Genomic DNA, 22,482 nt, shown 5'->3' with positions numbered 1-22,482 from the left:
CTCAGTTCGCATCGTCGAGCGTGCGGCCGGCGCCGGAGGCGACCTTGGGCAAGGCATTGTGGTTGAGCAGCGCGTCGAGGCGCTCGCGCTCATCCTCGAAATTGGCCAGCATCCGGCCGTCCAGCGCCCGCCCGCGCGGCAGGCGAATGCGCATCGGGTCGACGAAGCGCCCGTTCACCAGCACCTCATAATGCAGATGCGCGCCGGTGGAGAGGCCGGAGGAGCCGATATAGCCGATGAGCTGGCCCTGCCGCACGCGCAGCCCCTCGCGGATACCCTTGGCGAAGCCGGACTGGTGCGAATAGGTCGTCACATAGCCGTTGGAGTGCTGGATCTCGATGCGCCTTCCATAGCCGGAGGTCCAGGCGGCTTTCTTGATGACGCCGTTGCCGGCGGCGTAGATCGGCGTGCCGACCCGGTCGGACCAGTCGACGCCGGAATGAAGGCGGCTATAGCCGAGGATCGGGTGGCGGCGCATCCCGAAGCCCGAGCGCAAGATGCCGCCGGAAAGCGGCTTGCGGACGAGGAACTTCTTCGCGCTCTTGCCGGCATCGTCATAGAAGTCGATCAGCCCGTCATCGGGGGTCTGGTAGCGGTAATAGCGCCGCTCCTCGCCGCCGACGGTGAGGCCGGCATACATCACACCGCCGGCGCCGCCCGCCTCGTCCGGCTCGTAGAGCACCTCGAAGGCGTCGCCCGCGCGCACCCGGCGCTGGAAATCGACGTCGAAGGAATAGACCCGGATCATGCTCTCGATCACCGGGCGCGGCACCTCGTGGCGCAGCGCGGTCTCCCAGATGCTCTCATAGAGCGTGATGCCGCCGCGCCCGCCGCCATCGGCGTCGTCCGCGTCCTCCGGGCCGATATCGGCCACCTGCGTGTCGGTGGGGTCCTGCACGGCGAGGAAGCGGCCGGTGTCGGAATAGGCGATGGTGCCCTGGTGGCCATTGTCGTTGAACACCGCGACGCGCAGCGGCACGACCGTGTTATTGGCGCCGGCCTCCAGCAGGACCTTGAGGCGCATGCCTTCGGCGAGCGGGCCCTGCAGCTCGCGCGCGGTGAAGGCGGCGGCGGCGGCGCGGGCCGAGACCTCGGGCACGCCGAGGCCGACCAGGATGGAGACGACGGTGTCGCCCTTCTTGGCGACCACCGCGCGCTCGGTCCAGTCATTGCCGCCGGTGGCGTCGTCGCCGGATTTGTCGATGGAGGAGTAGTTGTCCATCTGGGCGAGGGCGTTCACGGGGTCCGCGGCGCCCGCCGGAGCAAAGCCGAGCGCGCCGCCGAAACTCGCCAGCGCCGGGGCGCGGCTGTCGGTCGGCAGGCTGAACTCGGCGCTCTCGCGCACCTTCATCAGCACGTCTTCCATCGGCAGCTCGGCCGCGAATTTGGTGCTGGGGGGCATGGAGGCGAGGTCGCGCACGACCAGGGTGACGTCGCCGGTCTGCTCGGTCTGCGGCGCTTCCCGGTCGTCGTCGGCGGTGGAATCGGCGATCAGCTTGGCCGGGTTGAAGCGCGGCACGTCGACCGAGGCGGAGGTGACCGACTGGGCGAGGTTCGACTCCACCTTGATGACCGGGCGGACCTTGATGACCTCGCGGTCGCCATCCTTGGTGGTGGTCGACAGGCGCAGCGTCTGCTTGGCGCTGAAGGTCTCGGACAGGATCGACATGCGGTCGCCCTTGCGGGCGACATTGGACGGGCGCTCGCCGGCCGCCAGCGCCCCGCGCAGGGCGGAACGCACGGTCTCGGGTTGCTGCGCGAAACGGTACTCGCCATCGAGCGCGGCATAGACCGCCCCGCCCATCAGCCCGGCGCCACAGATGCCGGTGAGCAGGGTGGCCATGAGCCAGCGTATGGAAATGCGACGGCGGTTGATCGGCTCCTCGGCGTCGCCATCGACACCGAGCGGCGGCTCATCACCCAGATCGAACGCCGCGCCACGCAGGTGGCGCATGCCGTTTGGTCCGCGACGAGTCTCCAACAGGCCAATCCCCCACTTCTGTCCGGCGCCTTGGTCATCACCACGGGGGCGATGTCCGGTGCCTTGTTCGCTCTGGATCATCCGGCGTCCGCCGGGGCGGGCGCATCGATTCGGCGGCTGGCCGGTACCCCGGTCGAGGGCGGCCGGGACGATGCCGTCCGCAGCCCGTGCCGTCAACCCGAGGCGGGAGCGGAACGCCGATTCGATGGCCTGTCCGCCAGGATGGCGATGTAAAGCCCGTGCTCACGGCAAAAGCATGGCGAGCCAAAGCCGGCTCGCTATTGCAGGCTGACCGAACGGGTGTTGGCGGGGCGCTGGCGCAGGGGCGAGGGCGGGGGAAGCGGGACCACGGCGAGCGTGACGGGTGCCGCCATCGTGCCGGCCGGGGCGATGCCCTGCCAAGCGGTGGCGAGCGAATCCGGGTTGTGCAGGATCGGGCGCGCGCCCGCCGTCATGCCGGATGCTGTTGCCGTGGCGGCGGGGGCGGGAGACACAAGCTGGGCGGGGGCGGGCGTGGTCGGGGCGAGCGCCAGTGCCCCGGTGGGAGCGGCCGACGTGACACGCGGGGCGGCGAGCGGGGCGGTGCGGGTCGCGTCCGCGCTGCCGGCGATCAGCAGGGGCTCGGCCGGCGGGCTTGCCGGAGGCAGCGTGAAACGCTGGAAGAAACTCCAGATTTCCTGCGGCGCGTCGAGCCCGCTGCGGCGGGGCCCGAGCAGAACCGCGGCCAGCGCGTCGGCGGCATCGGTCGATTGCGAGGGGGGCTGATGCCCGCCATCGATCTCGTAGAAGGCGACCGCCGCGCCCGGCGCGCAATTCTCCCAGCGCCGGATGCGGGCATGGGGGGCGCTGGTTTCCTGCGGCGCGCCGCAGCTATCGATCCGGGCGAACAGGGCGGCGCTCTCATCCGCGGACATCAGCCGGGCGCCGGGCGTGGGCCGCCCGTACATCGGCACGATGGGATCATAGGTGCCATTCATCAGGAGGATCGGCACCGGGCGCGAGGGGCGGCAGCTCTCATTATAGCCGACCGGCACCGTCATCATCATCGTGGCGAAGGCGGCGAAACGCTCGGCATGGCGGCAGGCCACGAAGGCGGTGAGGAAGCCGCCATTGGAGAAGCCCATGAGATAGGCGCGGCTGGGATCGACCAGGCCTTCCGCCTCAAGCGTGTCCAGCACGTCGACCACGAAACGCCCGTCATCGCGCGGATAGAGGATCGGCATGATGCCGGCGACGGTGGCGCGACCGTCATTCCACAACAGGTTCAGCCCTTTCGGGTAGGCGACGACAAAGCCTTCGCGGTCGGCGACCTTGTCGAGGTCGAGATAGCGCTGCATCACGCTGGCCGGCTGCCAGGCGCCATGCAGGGCGATGACCAGCGGCTTCGGCCCCGGCGGGGCATTCTTCGGCACGTACAGGATGAATTCGCGGGTGAGGCCGCCCGAGACGATGCGCCGCTCGCCGCTGACCGGGGACTGCTGTGCCGAGACCGGTGCCGGCACAAGCACGGACAGCGCCATCAACAATGCGCCAATCAGGAGGCAGGGTTTCGTGAAATGCATAGAAGGCGCGACCTCGACAGGGCGGTCTCTGCGTAGAAGGGATACAGACCGCGCATTTCCGTCAATTAGAAGGCAAAGATGGTTAACAGCCCGTCAGCACCGCGTTCCTGCCATTCTGGAACTGAAACTCCGCCGCCGGCGCGAAAGGGGATGTATGTCATTCCGGGCTTGCGCTAGGCTTCCCATGCTGCAACGCAGCGTGTGTGGCGGGATATTTCAACGATAGACGTCGCCTTTGGAATGATTGCGAATTGCAATCGTTTCAGCTACGCACACCTCACAGCGATCCTTTGGCACCCAAGGATATCGACATGCCAGGAGCGGCCGAGCGGCCCCTTTCTCCGCATCTCCAGATTTACCGCCCGATGCTCACGATGATGATGTCGATCGTGCATCGCGTCACGGGCGTTGCCCTCTATTTCGGTACGGCGCTGCTCGCCCTCTGGCTGGTGGCCGGGGCCACCTCGCCCGAGGCCTTCGATCTCGTGAACGGGATTTATGGCAGCTGGATCGGGTTGATCGTGATGATCGGCTATAGCTGGGCGCTGCTTCACCACGCGATTGGCGGCATCCGCCATTTCGTGTGGGACACGGGCGCCGGATTCGGGCCGGAATGGCGCGAACTGCTTGCGCGCCTCACCATTGGCGGCTCGATCTCCCTGACGGTCCTGCTCTGGATCGTCATCTGGCTGGTGAAAGGCTGAGCGATGAGTTCCTCATCCGGTTCTTCCATGCGCACGCCGCGCCGGCGCGTTGCCGGGCTCGGCTCCGCCCGCTCCGGCACCGGCCATTTCTGGCTGCAGCGCGTTACCGGCATTTCCAACCTGCTGCTGATCCTCATCTGCGTGCCGCTCGTAATCAGCGTGGCAGGTGAAGGTCATGGCGCGCTGGTCGAGCTGCTGCGCAATCCCTTCGCCGCCGTGGCGCTGTCGCTGGCGCTGTTTTCCATCGCCATGCACATGCGGATCGGGATGCAGGTGGTGATCGAGGATTACGTGCATTCCGAGGGGATGAAGGTGCTGGCGCTGATCGCCAACAGCTTCTTCACCATCGCGGTTGGCGGCGTCGGTGTCTTCGCCGTTCTGAAGATCAGTTTCGGAGGCTGAACCCATGGCCGGGACGAACTCCGCCAATGGCGCGGCGAATGGCGCCGCCCACAAGGTGCTCGGGGACTCCTATCCCATCACCGATCACACCTATGACGTGGTCGTGGTCGGCGCCGGCGGCGCGGGTCTGCGCGCGGTCGTCGGCTGCTCGCAGGCGGGGCTGCGCACGGCCTGCGTGACCAAGGTGTTCCCCACCCGCTCGCACACCGTGGCGGCGCAGGGCGGCATCGCCGCCTCGCTCGGCAATATGGGCACGGATGACTGGCGCTACCACATGTACGACACCGTCAAGGGGTCGGACTGGCTGGGCGATCAGGACGCCATCGAATATCTCGTGCGCCACGCGCCGGCCGCCGTCTATGAGCTTGAGCACTGGGGCGTGCCGTTCTCGCGCACGGAAGCGGGCCAGATCTACCAGCGCCCCTTCGGCGGCATGACCATCGACTATGGCAAGAGCCCGGCGCAGCGCACCTGCGCGGCGGCCGACCGGACCGGCCACGCCATCCTGCACACGCTCTACGGCGCGGCGCTGAAGCATTCCGCGGAATTCTTCATCGAGTATTTCGCGCTCGACCTGATCATGGACGATGACGGACGCTGCCGCGGCATGATCGCGCTGAAGATGGACGACGGCACGCTGCACCGCTTCCGCGCGCAGACCGTGATCCTCGCCACCGGCGGCTATGGCCGGGCCTATTTCTCCGCAACTAGCGCCCATACCTGCACCGGCGACGGCAACGCCATGGTGCTGCGCGCCGGCCTGCCTTTGCAGGACATGGAGTTCGTGCAGTTCCACCCGACCGGCATTTACGGCTCGGGCTGCCTGATCACCGAGGGCGCGCGCGGCGAGGGCGGCTATCTCACCAATTCCGAGGGCGAACGCTTCATGGAGCGTTACGCCCCCTCGGCCAAGGACCTGGCTTCGCGCGACGTCGTCTCCCGCTCCATGACCATGGAGATCCGCGAGGGACGCGGCGTCGGCAAGAACAAGGACCACATCTACCTGCACCTCGACCATCTCGACCCGGCGATCCTGCATGAGCGCCTGCCGGGCATTTCCGAGAGCGCGAAGATCTTCGCCGGCGTCGACGTGACCAAGGAGCCGATCCCGGTGCTGCCGACCGTGCATTACAACATGGGCGGCATCCCCACGAACTTCCACGGCGAGGTCGTCACCAAGAAGGACGGCAACCCCGACCATGTGGTGCCCGGCCTGATGGCGGTGGGCGAATGCGCCTGCGTGTCGATCCATGGCGCCAACCGCCTCGGCTCGAACTCGCTGACCGATCTCGTGGTGTTCGGCCGCGCGGCGGCGCTGCGCTGCGCCGATATCCTCACCGCCGGCGACAAGCAGCCCGAGCTGCCGTCGAATTCCGCCGAGCTGGCGCTCTCCCGCCTCGACCATTTCCGCAACGCGTCCGGCGGCACGCCGACCGCCGAGCTGCGGCTGTCGATGCAGAAGGTGATGCAGAACAATTGCGCCGTCTATCGCACCGGCGAGGTGCTGGAAGAGGGTCGCAAGCTGATCGCCGACGTGTTCGCCGGCACGGACGACATCGCCGTCACCGACCGTTCGCTGATCTGGAATTCCGATCTCATCGAGACGCTGGAATATGACAACCTGATCGCGCAGGCCTCGGTGACGATGGAAAGCGCGGCCGCCCGCACGGAGAGCCGCGGCGCCCATGCGCGCGAGGATTATCCCGAGCGCGACGACGCCACATGGATGAAGCACACGCTGGCCTTCGTCGATTTCGAGAAACGCTCCGTGCGCCTCGACGACCGGCCGGTCCACACCTACACGCTGTCGAACGACATCCAGTACATCGAGCCGCGCAAGCGCGTGTACTGAGCCGGGGACGATTTCGCGCCATGGTCCAGCTCACTCTACCGAAGAACTCTCAGCTTACCGAAGGCACGGTGTGGCCCAAGCCTACCGGGGCCAACCGGCTGGCCGAGTACAAGATCTATCGCTGGAACCCGGAAGACGGGAAAAATCCGCATGTCGACACCTATTATGTCGACCGCGACGATTGCGGGCCGATGGTGCTCGACGGGCTGATCTGGATCAAGACCAAGATCGACCCGACGCTGACCTTCCGCCGCTCCTGCCGCGAGGGCATCTGCGGCTCCTGCGCCATGAACATCGACGGCACCAACACGCTGGCCTGCCTCAAGAGCATGGACGACGTGACGGCGTCGGCGGTGAAGGTCTACCCGCTGCCGCACATGCCGGTGGTGAAGGATCTGGTGCCGGACCTCACCCAGTTCTACGCCCAGCACGCCTCGGTCGAGCCCTGGCTGCACACCGAGACGCCCGCGCCCGAGAAGGAATGGAAGCAGGCCCGCGGCGACCGCGAGAAGCTCGACGGGCTGTATGAGTGCATCCTGTGCGCCTGCTGCTCCACCTCCTGCCCGAGCTACTGGTGGAATGGCGACCGCTATCTCGGCCCGGCGGCGCTGCTGCAGGCCTATCGCTGGCTGATCGATTCGCGCGATGAGGCGACCGGCGACCGGCTCGATCACCTCGAGGACCCGTTCCGCCTGTATCGCTGCCACACCATCATGAACTGCGCCAAGGCCTGCCCGAAGGGGCTGAACCCGGCCAAGGCGATCGCCGAGATCAAGAAGATGATGGTGGCGCGCCAGTTCTGACGCGCTACACAGGCGGGCGATGAGCGATGCCCGCCCCGCCTTCCGCTTCGCCCCGAGCCCGAATGGCCTGCTCCATCTCGGCCATGCCCGCTCCGCTTTGCTGAACGACGCGCTGGCGCGCGCCAGCGGCGGGCGCTTCCTGCTGCGTATCGAGGATATCGACCCGACGCGCTGCCGCCCGGACTATGAGGCGGCGATCTATGAGGATCTCGCCTGGCTTGGCCTCGACTGGGAGCGGCCGGTGCGCCGCCAATCCCAGCATATGGAGGCCTACCGCGCCGCGCTGGCGCGGCTCGACGCGCTGGGTCTGGTCTATCCGAGCTTCGAGAGTCGGGCGGATATTCGCCGCGCGGTGGAGGCGCGTCCCGGCTGGCCGGTCGATCCCGATGGCGCGCCGCTGTTTCCCTTCCTCCGCGATGTCATGAGCGACGACGAACGGGAGCATCGCCTCGCCGCCGGCGAGCCCTATGCGCTGCGGCTCGACATGGCGCGGGCGGCCGCGCTGGCCGGCCCGCTGGCGTGGCGGGAGATCGAGGAAACGGCCGGGACGGCGGTGGATAGTCCCGCCGATCCGTGTGCCTGGGGCGATGTGGTGATCGCCCGCAAGGAGGTGCCGACCTCCTATCACCTCGCCGTGGTGGTGGATGACGCGTTGCAGGGCATCACCCATGTGGTGCGCGGGGCGGACCTGAAGGCCGCGACCTCGGTGCACCGCCTGCTTCAGCACCTGCTGGGGCTTCCGGCTCCCCTCTACACCCATCATGCGTTGCTGCTCGACGCGCAGGGGCGCAAGCTCTCCAAATCCATCGGCTCGCAGAGCCTGCGCGACTTGCGGGCCAGCGGCGTGACGCCCGCGCAGGTCCGTGATCTGGCCGGCTGTGCCTGACCGGTCGGCCCTGTCGTCAAACCCTTGTCACCGCCACGCCCTAACGAAAGGCAGCCTTTGGATGACTGGGAGCGACCCCGTGACCACCGCCACCGCCCTCCGCCGTTTCGCCGCCGCCTTGTGCGCCACTGCCTTGTTTGCCGTCGGCCTGACGTCTGTACCGGCCGCCGCCCAGAACCCCATCACCGATATCGAGATCGGCCCGCGTCCCTTCTATCTCGTCGGTGAGATGAAGGACGGCGCGCTCAAGGATCAGCTTGCCCAGTGCAAGGGACCGTTCACGGCGAAGAACTTCTCCATCGCCCATCGCGGCGCGCCGCTGCAATTTCCCGAGCATACCCGCGAGGGCTATATCGCCGCCGCCCGCATGGGTGCCGGCGTGATCGAATGCGACGTTGCCTTCACCAAGGACCGCGAACTGGTGTGCCGCCACGCCCAGTGCGACCTGCACACCACCACCGACATTCTCGCCCGCCCGGAGTTGGCCGCGAAATGCTCGCAGGGCTTCACCCCGGCCGATCCGGCGAGCGGGCGCAAGGCCAGCGCCAAATGCTGCACCAGCGACCTGACGCTGGCGGAGTTCCGCTCGCTGCGGCCGAAAATGGACGGCTCCAATCCGCGCGCCGCGACCGCCGAGGAATATATGGACGGAACGCCGAGCTGGCGCACCGACCTCTATGTCAACCGCGCCACGCTGGTCTCGCACAAGGACTACATCGCGCTGGTGAAGTCGCTCGGGTTGAAGTTCACTCCCGAGCTGAAGACGCCGGAAGTGGCGATGCCGTTTGAAGGCTCCTACACGCAGGAGCATTACGCCCAGCAGATGATCGACGAGTACAAGGCGGCGGGCGTCGATCCGCGCGACGTCTACGCGCAGTCCTTCCGGCTGGAGGATGTCCTCTACTGGCTCAAGGCCGAGCCGGCCTTCGGCGCGCAGGCTGTTTATCTCGACGGCCGGGACGAGAGCGGCGAAGGCTTCGACAATATGAAGCCCGAGACGTGGAAGCCCTCCATGCAGGAACTGGCCGACAAGGGCGTGAAGATCCTCGCCCCGCCGCTGTGGATGCTGGTCACCCATAAGGACGGCAAGATCGTGCCGTCGATCTATGCCGAAGAGGCGAAGAAGGCCAAGCTCGGCCTGATCAGCTGGTCGCTGGAACGCTCGGGCCCGCTCAATACCGGCGGCGGCTATTACTACCAGTCGGTCAAGCCGGTGATCGACCGCGATGGCGACATGCTGAGCCTGCTCGATGTGCTCGCCCGCGACATCGGCGTGATCGGCGTGTTCTCCGACTGGCCGGCGACGACCACTTTCTACGCCAATTGCATGAAGCTGAACTGAGTGGGGCCGATCCTTAGCCGACGCCGAGGATCAGGAACCAGATTGTCACCGTAAACAGGCTGAGCGCGGTCGAGAGCGAGACCGCGCTCGCCGAGGCGGTGACGCCGGCCTTGTAACGCTGGGCCAGCAGATAGGCGTTCACCCCGCTCGGCATGGCCGCGAACACCACCGCCACATCCGCCCAGACCGGCGGCATGGGCAGAAGGCGCGTCAGGCTGTAGACGATGGCCGGGTGCACCACGAGCTTGAGCGTGGTGATGACGATGGCCGGGCCGAGATCGCCCCGGATCGGGTAGCGGTGCAAGGCGAGGCCGAGCGAGACCAGCGCGCAGGGCACGGCGGAGGCGGCCAGCATGTCCAGCGTCTGCTTGAGCAGGCCGGCCGGTGCATAGCCGACGATCTTGGCGATGGCGCCGGCATAGATGCCGAGCAGGATCGGGTTGAAGGCCAGCATCCGCCCGAGCTTGGCCAGGCCCTTGAGCGAGAAGCCAACGCTCGCGCCCTCCGTCAGCACGGTCGCCACCACCATCATGATCGGCAGATGGATGGCGATCAGCAGAAAGAGCGGCACCGCCCCCTCCGGCCCGAAGGCCTGGAGAATGAGCGGCACGCCGACGAAGACGGTGTTGGCCTGGCCTGACGTGAAGCCGTGGATCACCGATTCGGTGTGGTCGCGCCCGAAGAGGCGCTTCGCCGCCAGCATGCCCAGCGCGAAGACGATGAACGCGCCGGTGAAATAGGCGACCCAATAGCCCCAGGGCTGGCCTTCCGCCGGCAGTTGCGCTTCCGCCAGCGTCTTGAAGATGAGCACGGGGACGGCGAGGCCGAAGACATATTCGGACAGCCCCTCGGCCGCCCGCTCGCGCAGATGGCCGGAGAGAGAGGCGACATAGCCGAGCCCGATCAGCCCGAAAACCGGCGCCACGATATAGGCGATGGCACCGAGTTGCACGAGCATGGGGGATCAGGCCGCCGCGACGATGGCGGCGCTCGACACCAGATGCGAGCTGCGCACCGGCACCATCACGTCGATGCGGGCCCAGAGGCGCTCCGCCACCTCGACCGGTGCGACAAAGGCGATTTCCGCGCGCATGTCGCCGAGATTGGCCGGATCGATCTGGCCGCTTTCCGGCGCGTCGAGCCGGATGCGGGTGGGCTGCACGTCGTGGATCGCGAAGGGCTCCAGCAGGCGGAGCATGAGATTGGGATGCGCATCCGCCTCGACGACGAGGCGATGGCGAAGAAGACCGGCGGTCATGGCAGATTCCGTGACGAAGAGGGTAGGGACAGGCGCGTCAGAACTCCCGGCCGATTTAATCGGCCGGGCGACGAATTCGCCGATCCGCGCGCTGGGGCGCCCTCTGGGTTGTCACCGTGAACATCGGGCGAAGCTATTCCGGTCTGGCCGCTCTCGTCAATGGGGCTGCTCAGTTGCCGCATGGCTGAGCCAGGCCGCCAAAGGCGCGATCTTTTCGAGCAGCCGGTAATTGGCCGGATCTTCCGGGCAGCCGCCCGTACCGCATTCCATCACCGTGGACAGTCCATTGACCAGAGTGAGGATGGAGATGACGAAAAGCGCGGTGAAGCCGAACGGGGAAAGACGGCGCCGGCCCCGCCGGACCTGCGGTCCCTGGCGGTCGAACAGCAGGAGGAAGGTGCAGCCGGCAATGATGATGCAGAAGAGGGTCAGCGCCCATGTGTAGAAGTGCATGTCCAGCGCCGGCTCGCCATAGACGCGGGTGGCGGGGGCGAGGTGCAGCAGGGCCTGACGGGCGGAAACGAATCCGCCGATCATCGCTGACAGGAGGGCAATGGCGTAATGGCTCGGGCGTGGGCCGAAGCGCAGATTGAGGCACAATCCCGTCGCCACGCCGATGAAGCCGACGCGCTGCATGATGCACAGCGTACAGGGAAAGTCGCCATGGCTGATCTGATCCACGAAGGCGAGAATGAGCACGAGGCTGACCGACATCACGCCCAGCGCGTTCAGCCCGCGCGACAGCGCAGGTGACAAGCCGAAATGTGCCGCGCGCGGCGGCAATTCGGATTCATCCATAGGCATCATGGGATTAGAGCAGCATCCGCAGGGTGTCGGCGACATGATCGCGGAGCAGCACCAGCAGCAATGCGAAGGAGAGGACCCAGAAGAAGATAGCGGAGCGGCGCCGGCCGCTGCCGATGAGGGCGAGCGAGGTGAACAGTCCAAAGAAGGGCAGACTCATCATTCCACGCGACCTGCTCACCACCTGTGTCCCGAGTGCCGGCACCAAAGCAGCCTTGCCGCACGGTGTCATGACACTTCTGAAGTTTTGGTTAGTCGGCTGAAACATTCCGCCGTGGCCGACCGTTTTCGTGAATTACGCAACGTCATCATGGGGATGTCGGGCGCACGCGGGAACCGGTGTCGCTAGAGAAAGCTCTGCGGGTCGATGTCGATCTCTACCCGAAGGCTCCCGGTGGCGCGCGGGGCGCCGGCCATCCAGGCGCGCACATAGGAGGACAGGTCGAAACCCCGCTCGGCGCGGGCCAGCAGGCGGAAGCGGTGGCGCCCGCGCACCAGCGCCAGCGGGGCCTCCGCCGGGCCGAGCACCCGCACCTCGTCGGTGAAGGGCGAGCAGGCGGCGAGGGCGCGGGCATGGGCATGCGCCGCCGGGGCCTCCGTGCCGGAGACGATCAGGGCGCAGAAGCGGGCGAAGGGCGGCAGATGCGCCTCCTCGCGAATGGCGATCTCGCGGTCATAAAAGGCGTCGCGGTCGCCGGCGACGAGCGCCTGCATCACCGGATGCTCGGGCATGTAGGTTTGCAGGAAGGCGCGGCCCTCCACATTGTGCCGGCCGGCGCGGCCGGCCACCTGGTGCAGGAGCTGGAAGGTGCGCTCCGCCGCGCGCGGGTCGCCATGGCCGAGGCCGACATCGGCGTCGATCACCCCGACCATGGCGAGGCCGGGAAAGTTGTGCCCCTTGGCCACCAGCTGCGTGCCGACGATGACGTCGACCTCGCCATCCTCGATCGCCTTCAGCTCGGCGCGCAGCCGCTCCACCCCGCCGGCGAGATCGGAGGAGAGCACCTGCGTGCGCGCCTGCGGCAGCAGCGCGGCGACTTCCTCATGCAGCCGCTCGACGCCGGGGCCGCAGGGAATGAGCGCGTTCGGCTCATGGCAGTTCGGGCAATCGCTCGGCACCGGCGTCGCATAGCCGCATTGGTGGCATTCGAGCCGGCGGCGGAAGCGGTGCTCGACCAGCCAGGACGAGCAGGAGGGGCAGCGGATGCGGTGGCCGCAGGCGCGGCAGAGCGTCAACGGGGCATAGCCGCGGCGGTTGAGGAACAGCAGCGCCTGCCCGCCCGCCTCGATGGTGCGCTCCATCTCCTGCGCGAGACGCGGCGCGATCCAGCGCCCGCGCGGCGGGCCTTCCTTGCGCAGGTCGATGGGTTCGAGGCGGGGCACCCGCGTGCCGGCGAAGCGTTCCGGCAGATGCAGCCGCGCATAGCGCCCGCGCCGGGCATTGACCTCGGTTTCCAGCGAGGGCGTGGCGGAGACGAGGATGATGGGCGCCGCCTCCAGCCGCGCCCGGACCACCGCCATGTCGCGGGCATGGTAATGGACGCCGTCTTCCTGCTTGTAGGCGCCGTCATGCTCCTCATCGACGATGATGAGGCCGAGATCGGTGAAGGGCAGGAACAGCGCCGAGCGCGCGCCAACCACCACGCTCACCTCGCCCGAGGCGACGCCCTTGAAGATGCGCCCGCGCCGCCTCGAACTCACTGCCGAGTGCCATTCCGCCGGACGCACGCCGAAGCGGCGGGCGAAGCGGTCGAGAAAGGCCTGGGTCAGCGCGATTTCCGGCATCAGGATCAGCGTCTGCCGCCCCTGCCGGATGGTCTCGGCCACCGCCTCGAAATAGGTCTCGGTCTTGCCCGAGCCGGTGACACCGTCGATCAGGTGAGGGGCGAAGGCGCGGGTCTTTACCGCTGCGACCAGCCGGTCCGCCGCTTCGCGCTGGGCGGGAAGCAGTTCCGGCGTGTCGTGATCGGGATCGGGCGTCTCGGCGGCCGGCTCGGGCGGCAGCACGACGGTTTCCAGCACGCCGTCGTCAATCAGCCCGTCGATCACCGAGGGGGAGACCGCCGCCTCGCGCGCCGCTTCCGCCTTGGCGCGGACAAAGCCGTCCGCCAGCGCTTCCAGCACCCGCCCGCGCGCCACGGTGGCGCGCTCCGGCCGCTTGTCGGTGAGGCGCACGCCCGTGCGCTCGCGGCCAAAGCCGGCGCTCTCGTCATGGCGCAGCGCGAGACGCAGCACCATGCCGGGCGGCGTCACCGTGTAGTCGGCGATCCAGCGGAGGAAGGCGATCATCTCCGGCCGGAGTGGGGGCACGTCGTAGCGCCGATGGATCAGCTTGAGCCTGGCGGGGTCGACGGCCGGGGCGTCTTCCCCGCGCGGCCAGACGCAGCCGAGAAGCCGCCGCGTGCCGAGCGGCACGACGACGATGTCGCCGGGCGCGACGTCCATGCCCTGCGGCACGGCATAGGAATAGGCCGAGCCGACCGCCACCGGCAGCAGCACGTCGACCACGCGCTCCTGCGCGGGGAAGAGGGAAGGGGAATCGGGGGCGGCCATGGTCGCCCTTCATAGCGCATCGGGGCGTGGGGAGGGAAAGCGTGCTGCGGGGCAGGCGCGTGTCCCGCCATGATGCTCCGTCATCGTCCGGCCCGGCCTTTCACGATCTGGCGCCACAAGAAGACGTGGATCCCCGGGCCAAGCCCGGGGATGACATTGTGTGGGGGGCATCGGCGGCGATAGCGGAAGCGGATGCCTTCCGTCGCCGCGTCGCCCGAACCGGAGCCGCGCTTGTCCAAGACACCGTCATGGCCGGGCTTGGCCCGGCCATCCACGACTTCCCTGCTGCCCGCGCGCCCGGTCGAGTCGTGGATCCCCGGGTCAAGCCCAGGGATGACGTTGTGTGGGCGCGTGGCCTAGGGGCTTTTGGGAGGGCTCTCGGTCCCTCACGTCGAATTTTAACCGCAGGGGCGCATCATCCTGTGAACGGACAAGCCGGGAATCGGACCATGGCAGCAAGCGACGCGCAGAAGGCCGAACGGGCGGAAAGGGCGCTGCTGGCCGGCGCCGGGCCGGATGTGGCGGCGGCGCTGTCCGGCTGGCTCGGCCGGCTGGCCCATGAACGCCGGCTCTCGCCGAAGACCCGCGAGGCCTATGCCCGTGATGTTGCGACCTTTCTCGGCCTGCTGGCGCAGCATCTTGGCCGCCGGCTGGACCTGCCCGCGCTCGCCGCGCTCGCCCCGCGCGATGTGCGCGCGGTGATCGCCGCCCGCCGCGCGGAGGGCATAGAGCCGCGCACGCAGATGCGCTTTCTGGCGGCTGCCCGCTCCTTCGGCCGGCACATGGAGCGCGAGGGGCTCGGCAAGGTCGGGGCGCTCACCGCCGTGCGCGCGCCGCGCATTCCCCGCACCCTGCCGCGCCCGCTCTCCACCGCCGACGCGCGGGCGGTGGCGGATCCGGCGACCCGTGCCGGCGAGGACCGCGAACCCTGGGTGCTGGAGCGTGACGCGGCGGTGCTGGCGCTGCTCTATGGCTCTGGCCTGCGCATTTCCGAGGCGCTCGGCCTGATGCGGCGCGACATGCCCGAGCCTGGACGGGGCGACCAGATCATCGTTCATGGCAAGGGCAACAAGACCCGCATGGTGCCGGTGCTGCGCCCGGTGCTGGAGATGGTCGACGCCTATGCCCGCGCCTGCCCCTATGAGCTGGAGCCGCAGAAGCATCTGTTTCGCGGCGCCAAGGGCGGACCGCTCTCGCCGCGCATCGTGCAACTGGCCATGGAGCGGATGCGCGGCGGGCTCGGCCTGCCGGACAGCGCGACGCCACACGCCCTGCGCCATTCCTTCGCCACGCATCTGCTGGGGCGCGGGGGCGATCTGCGTTCCATCCAGGAACTGCTCGGCCACGCCTCGCTCTCCACCACGCAGATCTATGCGGCGGTGGATTCGGCGGCGCTGATGGCAGCGTGGAAGGCGGCGCATCCCCGCGCGCGGTAGCGGGGGGCGTCAAAGCTGGATCGGTCAGCTACACGGCTGCGTGACATGACCGAAAATGACGCGGTTTGAGGCACCCGGTTGCCGGTGCCGCTCTTTTCAGCGGGACGCGCTTCGGCGACACTTTCCCCCATCGTGAACCACGACAGGAGAGTGTCTGATGAAGCGTTTCGCCACTGCCCTCTGCGCGCTGGCCTTCACCGCCGCCATTTCCGGCGCGGCGCTGGCCGACTGCCCGGCCCACGCCTCGACCACGACGCAGACCTCCACCCCGGTGAAGGGGTCCTGACCGCCTGAAGCCTTCCAGAAAGAAAAGGCCCGGAGGGAGACCTCCGGGCCTTTTTGTTGGGTCGCGCGATGGCGTCCGAAGAGCTCACATGTGGATGGAACGCTTCTCCACCGCCATCGCCGCTTCCTTCACCGCTTCCGAGCGGGTCGGGTGGGCGTGGCAGGTGCGGGCGAGATCTTCGGAGGAGCCGCCGAATTCCATCAGCACGGCCGCTTCATGGATGAGTTCGCCGGCCTCGGAGCCGATGATGTGGACGCCGAGCACGCGGTCGGTGGTCTCGTCCGCCAGCACCTTCACGAAGCCGTCGGTTTCGTCATTGGCCTTGGCGCGGCCATTGGCGAGGAAGGGGAACTTGCCGACCTTGTAGGCGATGCCGGCATCCTTCAGCTCCTCCTCGGTCTTGCCGACCGAGGCGACTTCCGGGAAGGTGTAGACCACGCCGGGAATGACGTCATAGTTCACATGGCCCGCTTGACCGGCCAGCAACTCGGCGATCGCGACGCCCTCATCCTCGGCCTTGTGCGCCAGCATCGGGCCGGTGATCACGTCGCCAATGGCGAACAGGCCGGGCACGTTGGTGCGGTAATAGTGATCGGTGACGATGCGGCCTCGCTTGTCGGTCTCGACGCCCAGCGCCTCAAGGCCGAGGCCCTGCGTGTAGGGTACGCGGCCGATGGCGACGAGCACCACGTCGGCCTCCAGCGTCTCGGCGGCGCCCCCAGTGGCGGGCTCGACCGACACCTTCAGCGTCGCGCCGGACGTATCGACGCCCGTCACCTTCGAGGAGAGCTTGAAGCCGAAGCCCTGCTTCTGGAGGATGCGCTGGAAGGACTTGGCGACATCCAGGTCCATGCCGGGCAGGATACGGTCGAGATACTCGACCACGGTCACCTCGGCGCCGAGACGGCGCCACACGCTGCCCAGCTCAAGGCCGATGACGCCGGCGCCGACCACGACCAGCTTGCCCGGCACCTTGTCGAGAGCGATGGCGCCGGTCGAGGAGACCACGCGCGTCTCGTCGATCTCGATGCCCGGGAGCCGGGCGACGTCCGAGCCGGTGGCGATGACGATGGCCTTGGTCTCCAGCGACTGCGCCGAACCGTCAGCCATCGCGATGTCCACCTTGCCGGCCGCCGGAATGCTGGCCGTGCCGTGATAGGTGTCGATCTTGTTCTTCTTCATCAGGAAGGCGACACCCTTGGTGTTGCCCTCGACCGCCTGATCCTTGAAGCCGAGCAGGGCGGCGTGATCAAGCTCCGGCGTGCCGACCTTGATGCCCATCTTGGCGAAGCTGTGCGCGGCTTCCTCGAAGCGGTGCGAGGCATGCAGCAGCGCCTTGGAGGGGATGCAGCCAATGTTGAGGCAGGTGCCGCCGAAGGTGGCGCGCTTCTCGACCACCGCGACCTTCAGCCCAAGCTGGGCGGCGCGGATGGCGCACACATAGCCGCCGGGGCCGGTGCCGATGACGACGAGATCGTAGGACATGGACGCAGCTTCCCTGAATTCGAAGGTGGTCAGCCTGCCTTCTGGACGGCGAGGCGAAGGCCGAGCAGCACGAAGGTCGCGCCGGTCACCCGGTTGAACCAGCGGCCGCCGGCCGCGAAGCGTGCCCGCACGGCGGGATTGGTGAAGAACAAGGTGACGCCGGCAAACCAGGCGATGAGCGCGCTCGCCATGCCGATGCCATAGAGGAAGATCACCGGCACCGGTGTCTGCGGGCTCACCATCGCCGAGAACAGCGACAGGAAGAACAGCACCGGCTTGGGGTTGAGCGCATTGGTGAGGAAGCCCATGCCGAAGCAGGCGGGCAGCGAGACGCGCCCCGCCGTGCCCGCATCGGCCGCGAGCGCGCGCTCGTCGAAATTCATCGGCTTCTCGAAGAAGGAGCGGATGCCGAGATAGACGAGATAGGCGACCCCCAGCCACTTGATCAGCGCGAACAGCGCCAGCGACTGGGAGACGATAAGCCCGATGCCAAGGATGGTGTAGGAGATGTGGAACAGCAGCGAGGCGCCGATGCCGAAGCTGGTGACCAGCGCGACCTTGCGGCCATGCACGACGCTCTGGCGCACGACGAGGGCGAAATCCGCCCCCGGCGCGACGATCACCACCGCGAACACGGCCATCAGGGTCGCGAATTCGCTGAAGTAGCTCATTCTCCCCTCCGCCGGAGCCCGGTCCGGATCACAGATCCAGCACGAGGCGGGTCGGATCCTCCAGCGCTTCCTTGACGCGCACGAGGAAGGTGACGGCGCCCTTGCCGTCGACGATGCGGTGATCGTAGCTCAGCGCCAGATACATCATCGGGCGGGCGACGATCTGGCCCTTCACCACGACCGGACGCTCCTCGATGCGGTGCATGCCGAGAATGCCCGACTGCGGCGCGTTGAGGATCGGGGTCGACATCAGCGAGCCATAGATGCCGCCATTGGTGATGGTGAAGGTGCCGCCCTGCATGTCCTCGATGCCGAGCTTGCCATCACGCGCCTTGCGGCCGAGACCGGCAATGGCCTTCTCGATGCCGGCGATGGACAGTTCGTCGGCATTGCGCACCACCGGCACGACGAGGCCCTTATCGGTGCCGACGGCGATGCCGACATGGTAATAGTTCTTGTAGACCAGATCGGTGCCGTCGATCTCGGCATTGACCTCGGGCACGTCCTTGAGGGCCTGGATCACCGCCTTGGTGAAGAAGCCCATGAAGCCCAGCTTCACGCCGTGCTTCTTCTCGAACACGTCCTTGTACTGGGCGCGCAGGCTCATCACCGCCGACATGTCGACATCGTTGAAGGTGGTGAGCATCGCCGCCGTGCTCTGCGCATCCTTCAGCCGCTTGGCGATGGTCTGGCGCAGCTTGGTCATCTTCACGCGCTCTTCGCGCGAGGCGTCGTCCGGCGCGGAGGGCGCACGCACGCTCACCGGCGCGGCCGCGGGGGCCGGCGCTGTGGCGATGGCGCTGATCATGTCGCCCTTGGTCACGCGGCCATCCTTGCCGGAACCGGCGAGCATGGCGGGGTTGAGGCCGCTCTCGGCCGCCAGCTTGGCGACGGCCGGGCCGTTCGAGCCCGCGGGCACGGCGACGGGCGCCGGAGCCGGAGCAACCGCCTTGGGCGCCTCGGCCTTGGGCGCTTCAGCCTTGGCCGGGGCGGGGGCCGAAGCGGGCGCGGCCTTGGCGGTGGCGCCGCCCTCGCCGATGGAGCCGAGCAGGGCGCCGACACCGACGGTCTCGCCATCCTTGGCGACGATCTCGGACAGCACGCCGGCCGCCGGGGCGGGAACCTCGATGGTGACCTTGTCGGTCTCCAACTCGACGATCGGCTCGTCAGCCGCGACCGCCTCTCCCGCCTTCTTGAACCACTTGCCAATGGTCGCCTCGGTGACCGATTCGCCCAGCGTCGGAACGCGGATTTCGGTGGCCATACTCGTTCTTCCTCACCCTTTGCCAGCCTCTGGACCGGCACTCCCTCAGTTCAGTCGGAAAGTCAGCCCAGCGCGTCCGCAAGGAACGCCTTGAGCTGCGCGAGATGCTTGGACATCAGGCCGGTCGCCGTTGCCGCGGACGCCGGACGACCGGTGTAACGCGGACGCGACGAGACCGAGCCAGCCTGCTCCAGCACCCACTCCAGATAAGGCTGCACGAAGGCCCAGGCACCCTGGTTCTTCGGCTCTTCCTGGCACCAGACGATCTCCGCCTGCTTGAAGCGGGAAATCTCCTGCGCCAGCGTCTTCAGCGGAAACGGGAACAGCTGCTCGACGCGCATCAGATAGACGTCGTCAATGCCGCGCCGTTCGCGCTCCTCATAGAGATCGTAATAGACCTTGCCGGTGCACAGCACGACGCGGCGGATCTCGCCATCGGCCTTCAGCTTGACGGCTTCGGCCGGCAGGCCGGTGTGCGAGCGGTCGGCATCGTCCCACAGAACGCGGTGGAAGCTGGTGCCGGCGCCGAACTCGGCGAGCGTGGAGACGGCGCGCTTGTGGCGCAGCAGGCTCTTGGGGGTCATCAGGATCAGCGGCTTGCGGAAGTCGCGCTTCAGCTGACGGCGCAGGATGTGGAAATAGTTGGCCGGCGTCGTGCAGTTGGCGACCTGCATGTTGTCTTCGGCGCACATCTGCAGAAAACGCTCCAGACGCGCGGAGGAGTGCTCCGGTCCCTGACCCTCATAGCCATGCGGCAGCAGGCAGACGAGGCCGGACATGCGCAGCCACTTGCGCTCGCCGGAGGAGAGGAACTGGTCGAAGATGACCTGCGCGCCATTGGCGAAGTCGCCGAACTGGGCTTCCCACATGGTCAGCGCATTGGGCTCGGAGAGCGAGTAGCCATATTCGAAGCCGAGCACGGCCTCTTCCGAGAGCATCGAGTTGATGACCTCGTAGCGCGCCTGATCCTCGCGCAGATGGTTGAACGGCGTGTGGCGCTCCTCGGTCTCCTGGTCGATCAGCACCGAGTGGCGCTGCGAGAAGGTGCCGCGCTCGCAATCCTGGCCGGAGAGGCGCACCGGGTGGCCATCGAGCTGGAGCGAGGTGAAGGCCAGCGCCTCGGCGGTGGACCAGTCGATGCCCGCGCCGTCCTCGAGGATCGCCTTGCGGCGGGCGTCGAGGAAACGCTGGATGGTGCGGTGGAGGTGGAAGCCCTCCGGCACGGTGGTGATCTTATCGCCGATTTCCTTGAGGACATCGAGCGCCACGCCGGTGTTGCCACGGCGCGGATCGTCCTCGGCGGCGGCGGCCTTGAGGCCGGCCCAGCGGCCGTCCAGCCAGTCCGCCTTGTTCGGCTTGTAGGCCTGGCCCGCCTCGTATTCGGTGTCGAGACGCGAGCGCCACTCGGCCTTCATCTTGTCGAACTCGCCGGCCTCGATCACGCCCTCGGCCTCAAGCTTGCGGGCATAGAGCTCAAGCGTGCTCGGGTGCTGCTTGATCGCCTTGTACATCAGCGGCTGGGTGAAGGCGGGCTCGTCGCCTTCATTGTGGCCGAAGCGGCGGTAGCAGAACATGTCGACCACGACCGGCTTGCGGAACCGCTGGCGGAACTCGGTGGCGATCTTGGCCGCGAAGGTGACGGCTTCCGGGTCGTCGCCATTCACATGGAAGATCGGCGCCTCGATCGTCTTCGCCACATCCGACGGATAGGGCGAGGAGCGCGAGAAGCGCGGATAGGTGGTGAAGCCGATCTGGTTGTTGATGATGAAGTGGATCGAACCGCCGGTGCGGTGTCCCTTCAGGCCCGACAGGCCGAGGCATTCGGCGACCACGCCCTGGCCGGCGAAGGCGGCATCGCCATGCAGCAGCAGCGGCATCACCTGGGTGCGTTCGGCGTCGCCCAGCAGGTCCTGCTTGGCGCGGCACTTGCCGAGCACCACCGGGTCGACGATTTCGAGATGCGACGGGTTGGCGGTCAGCGACAGATGCACCTGATTGCCGTCGAACTCACGGTCCGACGAGGCGCCCAGATGGTACTTCACGTCGCCGGAGCCCTCGACCTCGTCGGGAGCCCAGGAGCCGCCCTTGAATTCGTGGAACAGCGCGCGGTGCGGCTTGCCCATCACCTGGGTCAGCACGTTGAGGCGGCCGCGATGGGCCATGCCCAGCACGATTTCCTTCACGCCCAGATTGCCGCCGCGCTTGATGATCTGCTCCAGCGCGGGGATCAGGCTTTCGCTGCCGTCGAGGCCGAAACGCTTGGTGCCGGTGTAGCGGACATCCAGGAACTTCTCGAAGCCCTCGGCCTCGACCAGCTTGTTGAGGATGGCGCGCTTGCCCTCGCGGGTGAAGGTGATCTCCTTGTCGGGACCCTCGATGCGCTCCTGGATCCACGCCTTCTCCTCGGGCGAGGAGATGTGCATGAACTCGACGCCGAGCGTCTCGCAATAGGTGCGCTGGAGGATGGCCACCATCTGGCGGACGGTGGCGAATTCCATGCCGAGAACGTGGTCGATGAAGATCGGCCGGTCGAGATCGGCTTCCTGGAAGCCGTAGGAGGCCGGGTCGAGCTCGGGAGCGGAACGCTCCGGCTCAAGACCCAGCGGGTCCAGCTTGGCGTGGAGATGGCCGCGCATCCGGTAGGCGCGGATCATCATCAGCGCCTTCACGGAATCGCGGGTGGCCTGCTGCACATCGGCGGAGGACAGCTCGACCCCGGCCTTCTGGGCCTTCTCGGCGACCTTGGCCTCGACCTTCTTGCCGACCGCCTTCTCGATCTCGATCCAGTTGCCGTCCATGGCGGAGACAAGCTCGCCATTGGCATGGATCGGCCAGCCCTGCTTCTTCCAGGAGGCGCCACGGGCGCTCTTCTCGACATCGGCCGGGACGTCCCTGAGGCTGGCGAAGAAGGCCTGCCACTGCTCGTCCACGGAAGCGGGGTCCGCCTCGTAACGGGCATACAGGTCCTCGATCCAGGCCGCATTGGCGCCGTAGAGGAAGGAGGTATTCAGGAAAGCTTCGTTCAAGTCCGCGCGCGACATCGTCGGCTCCTGGGGGACCGCTGCGGTCCGGTGGAGGCGCTTTGCTGCCGGAATTGCCGGCCTTCTGGCCAGTCTCACGTCCGGTGCCCCGATGGACCGGGGCGGAAAGCTCTGTTCAGCGTGTATATAGGTCTCGTGTTGACTTCATGAAT

The 22,482-nt window shown here is 67.5% G+C and carries 19 protein-coding genes; 8 read left to right on the top strand and 11 right to left on the bottom strand.

Annotated elements, in window-relative coordinates; translation table 11 throughout:
* Position 1: 1 nt before the first annotated feature.
* Positions 2–1,954 (bottom strand): M23 family metallopeptidase, encoded by a 1,953-nt coding sequence (locus KIP89_RS02195; protein WP_213753776.1) that lies wholly within the window; start codon positions 1,952–1,954, stop codon positions 2–4.
* Positions 1,955–2,259: 305 nt separating this feature from the next.
* On the bottom strand, positions 2,260–3,501 hold the full coding sequence (locus tag KIP89_RS02190; protein ID WP_250152147.1) for a CE1 family esterase: 1,242 nt from the start codon (positions 3,499–3,501) through the stop codon (positions 2,260–2,262).
* A gap of 353 nt (positions 3,502–3,854) precedes the next feature.
* Between KIP89_RS02190 and sdhC the strand changes: the two genes are divergently transcribed.
* The 6 genes from sdhC (at position 3,855) to KIP89_RS02160 (ending at position 9,532) form a co-directional block, all read left to right on the top strand.
* The gene (gene sdhC, locus KIP89_RS02185) at positions 3,855–4,247 is read left to right on the top strand and encodes a succinate dehydrogenase, cytochrome b556 subunit (RefSeq protein WP_213753774.1); all 393 of its coding nucleotides are present in this window, start codon (positions 3,855–3,857) and stop codon (positions 4,245–4,247) included.
* Between the two features lie 3 nt (positions 4,248–4,250).
* Positions 4,251–4,649: a succinate dehydrogenase, hydrophobic membrane anchor protein gene (sdhD, locus tag KIP89_RS02180; RefSeq protein ID WP_213753773.1), complete on the top strand. Its 399-nt coding sequence runs from the start codon at positions 4,251–4,253 to the stop codon at positions 4,647–4,649.
* A gap of 4 nt (positions 4,650–4,653) precedes the next feature.
* On the top strand, positions 4,654–6,501 hold the full coding sequence (gene sdhA, locus KIP89_RS02175; protein ID WP_250152146.1) for a succinate dehydrogenase flavoprotein subunit: 1,848 nt from the start codon (positions 4,654–4,656) through the stop codon (positions 6,499–6,501).
* A 20-nt stretch (positions 6,502–6,521) separates the two neighbouring features.
* Complete coding sequence (locus KIP89_RS02170; protein ID WP_213753772.1) at positions 6,522–7,304, top strand: succinate dehydrogenase iron-sulfur subunit; 783 nt, start codon at positions 6,522–6,524, stop codon at positions 7,302–7,304.
* Positions 7,305–7,323: 19 nt separating this feature from the next.
* Positions 7,324–8,190 carry a tRNA glutamyl-Q(34) synthetase GluQRS gene (gene gluQRS, locus KIP89_RS02165; RefSeq protein WP_213753771.1) on the top strand — a complete coding sequence of 289 codons (867 nt, stop codon included), beginning with the start codon at positions 7,324–7,326 and terminating at the stop codon, positions 8,188–8,190.
* Between the two features lie 133 nt (positions 8,191–8,323).
* Positions 8,324–9,532 carry a glycerophosphodiester phosphodiesterase family protein gene (locus tag KIP89_RS02160; RefSeq protein WP_369807034.1) on the top strand — a complete coding sequence of 403 codons (1,209 nt, stop codon included), beginning with the start codon at positions 8,324–8,326 and terminating at the stop codon, positions 9,530–9,532.
* A gap of 13 nt (positions 9,533–9,545) precedes the next feature.
* Here KIP89_RS02160 and KIP89_RS02155 read toward each other — a convergent pair whose 3' ends face one another.
* The 5 genes from KIP89_RS02155 to KIP89_RS02135 all read right to left on the bottom strand — a co-directional run bounded on the left by KIP89_RS02155 (position 9,546) and on the right by KIP89_RS02135 (position 14,147).
* Entirely contained in the window at positions 9,546–10,490 is a 945-nt protein-coding gene (locus KIP89_RS02155) for an AEC family transporter (RefSeq protein ID WP_213753769.1), read from the bottom strand.
* A gap of 6 nt (positions 10,491–10,496) precedes the next feature.
* The gene (locus KIP89_RS02150; protein ID WP_213753768.1) at positions 10,497–10,790 is read right to left on the bottom strand and encodes a hypothetical protein; all 294 of its coding nucleotides are present in this window, start codon (positions 10,788–10,790) and stop codon (positions 10,497–10,499) included.
* Between the two features lie 156 nt (positions 10,791–10,946).
* Positions 10,947–11,597: a disulfide bond formation protein B gene (locus tag KIP89_RS02145; RefSeq protein ID WP_250152145.1), complete on the bottom strand. Its 651-nt coding sequence runs from the start codon at positions 11,595–11,597 to the stop codon at positions 10,947–10,949.
* A 4-nt stretch (positions 11,598–11,601) separates the two neighbouring features.
* Positions 11,602–11,757 carry a DUF5993 family protein gene (locus KIP89_RS02140; protein ID WP_213753767.1) on the bottom strand — a complete coding sequence of 52 codons (156 nt, stop codon included), beginning with the start codon at positions 11,755–11,757 and terminating at the stop codon, positions 11,602–11,604.
* Between the two features lie 182 nt (positions 11,758–11,939).
* On the bottom strand, positions 11,940–14,147 hold the full coding sequence (locus KIP89_RS02135; RefSeq protein WP_213753766.1) for a primosomal protein N': 2,208 nt from the start codon (positions 14,145–14,147) through the stop codon (positions 11,940–11,942).
* Positions 14,148–14,596: 449 nt separating this feature from the next.
* On the opposite strand from KIP89_RS02135, the gene KIP89_RS02130 reads away from it, so the two are divergent.
* A complete protein-coding gene (locus KIP89_RS02130) occupies positions 14,597–15,583 on the top strand; it encodes a tyrosine recombinase XerC (protein WP_213753765.1) in 987 nt (328 codons plus the stop codon).
* A 157-nt stretch (positions 15,584–15,740) separates the two neighbouring features.
* Positions 15,741–15,869, top strand: a complete 129-nt coding sequence (locus KIP89_RS19955) for a hypothetical protein (RefSeq protein ID WP_256441412.1) — start codon at positions 15,741–15,743, stop codon at positions 15,867–15,869.
* A gap of 84 nt (positions 15,870–15,953) precedes the next feature.
* Here the strand turns inward: KIP89_RS19955 and lpdA are convergent, their stop codons facing one another.
* The 4 genes from lpdA to KIP89_RS02110 form a co-directional block, all read right to left on the bottom strand.
* Complete coding sequence (gene lpdA, locus KIP89_RS02125) at positions 15,954–17,354, bottom strand: dihydrolipoyl dehydrogenase (RefSeq protein WP_213753764.1); 1,401 nt, start codon at positions 17,352–17,354, stop codon at positions 15,954–15,956.
* A gap of 29 nt (positions 17,355–17,383) precedes the next feature.
* Positions 17,384–18,025 (bottom strand): LysE family transporter, encoded by a 642-nt coding sequence (locus KIP89_RS02120; RefSeq protein ID WP_213753763.1) that lies wholly within the window; start codon positions 18,023–18,025, stop codon positions 17,384–17,386.
* Positions 18,026–18,053: 28 nt separating this feature from the next.
* Complete coding sequence (odhB, locus tag KIP89_RS02115; protein WP_213753762.1) at positions 18,054–19,289, bottom strand: 2-oxoglutarate dehydrogenase complex dihydrolipoyllysine-residue succinyltransferase; 1,236 nt, start codon at positions 19,287–19,289, stop codon at positions 18,054–18,056.
* Between the two features lie 62 nt (positions 19,290–19,351).
* On the bottom strand, positions 19,352–22,330 hold the full coding sequence (locus KIP89_RS02110; protein WP_213753761.1) for a 2-oxoglutarate dehydrogenase E1 component: 2,979 nt from the start codon (positions 22,328–22,330) through the stop codon (positions 19,352–19,354).
* Between the last annotated feature and the right edge of the window lie 152 nt (positions 22,331–22,482).

Origin of the sequence: Ancylobacter radicis (genome assembly GCF_018449475.1) — a bacterium.
In the GTDB taxonomy this organism is placed as follows: domain Bacteria; phylum Pseudomonadota; class Alphaproteobacteria; order Rhizobiales; family Xanthobacteraceae; genus Ancylobacter; species Ancylobacter radicis.
The sequence above is the reverse complement of the archived record's forward strand: the minus strand, read 5'-3'. Positions and strand labels throughout refer to the sequence as shown.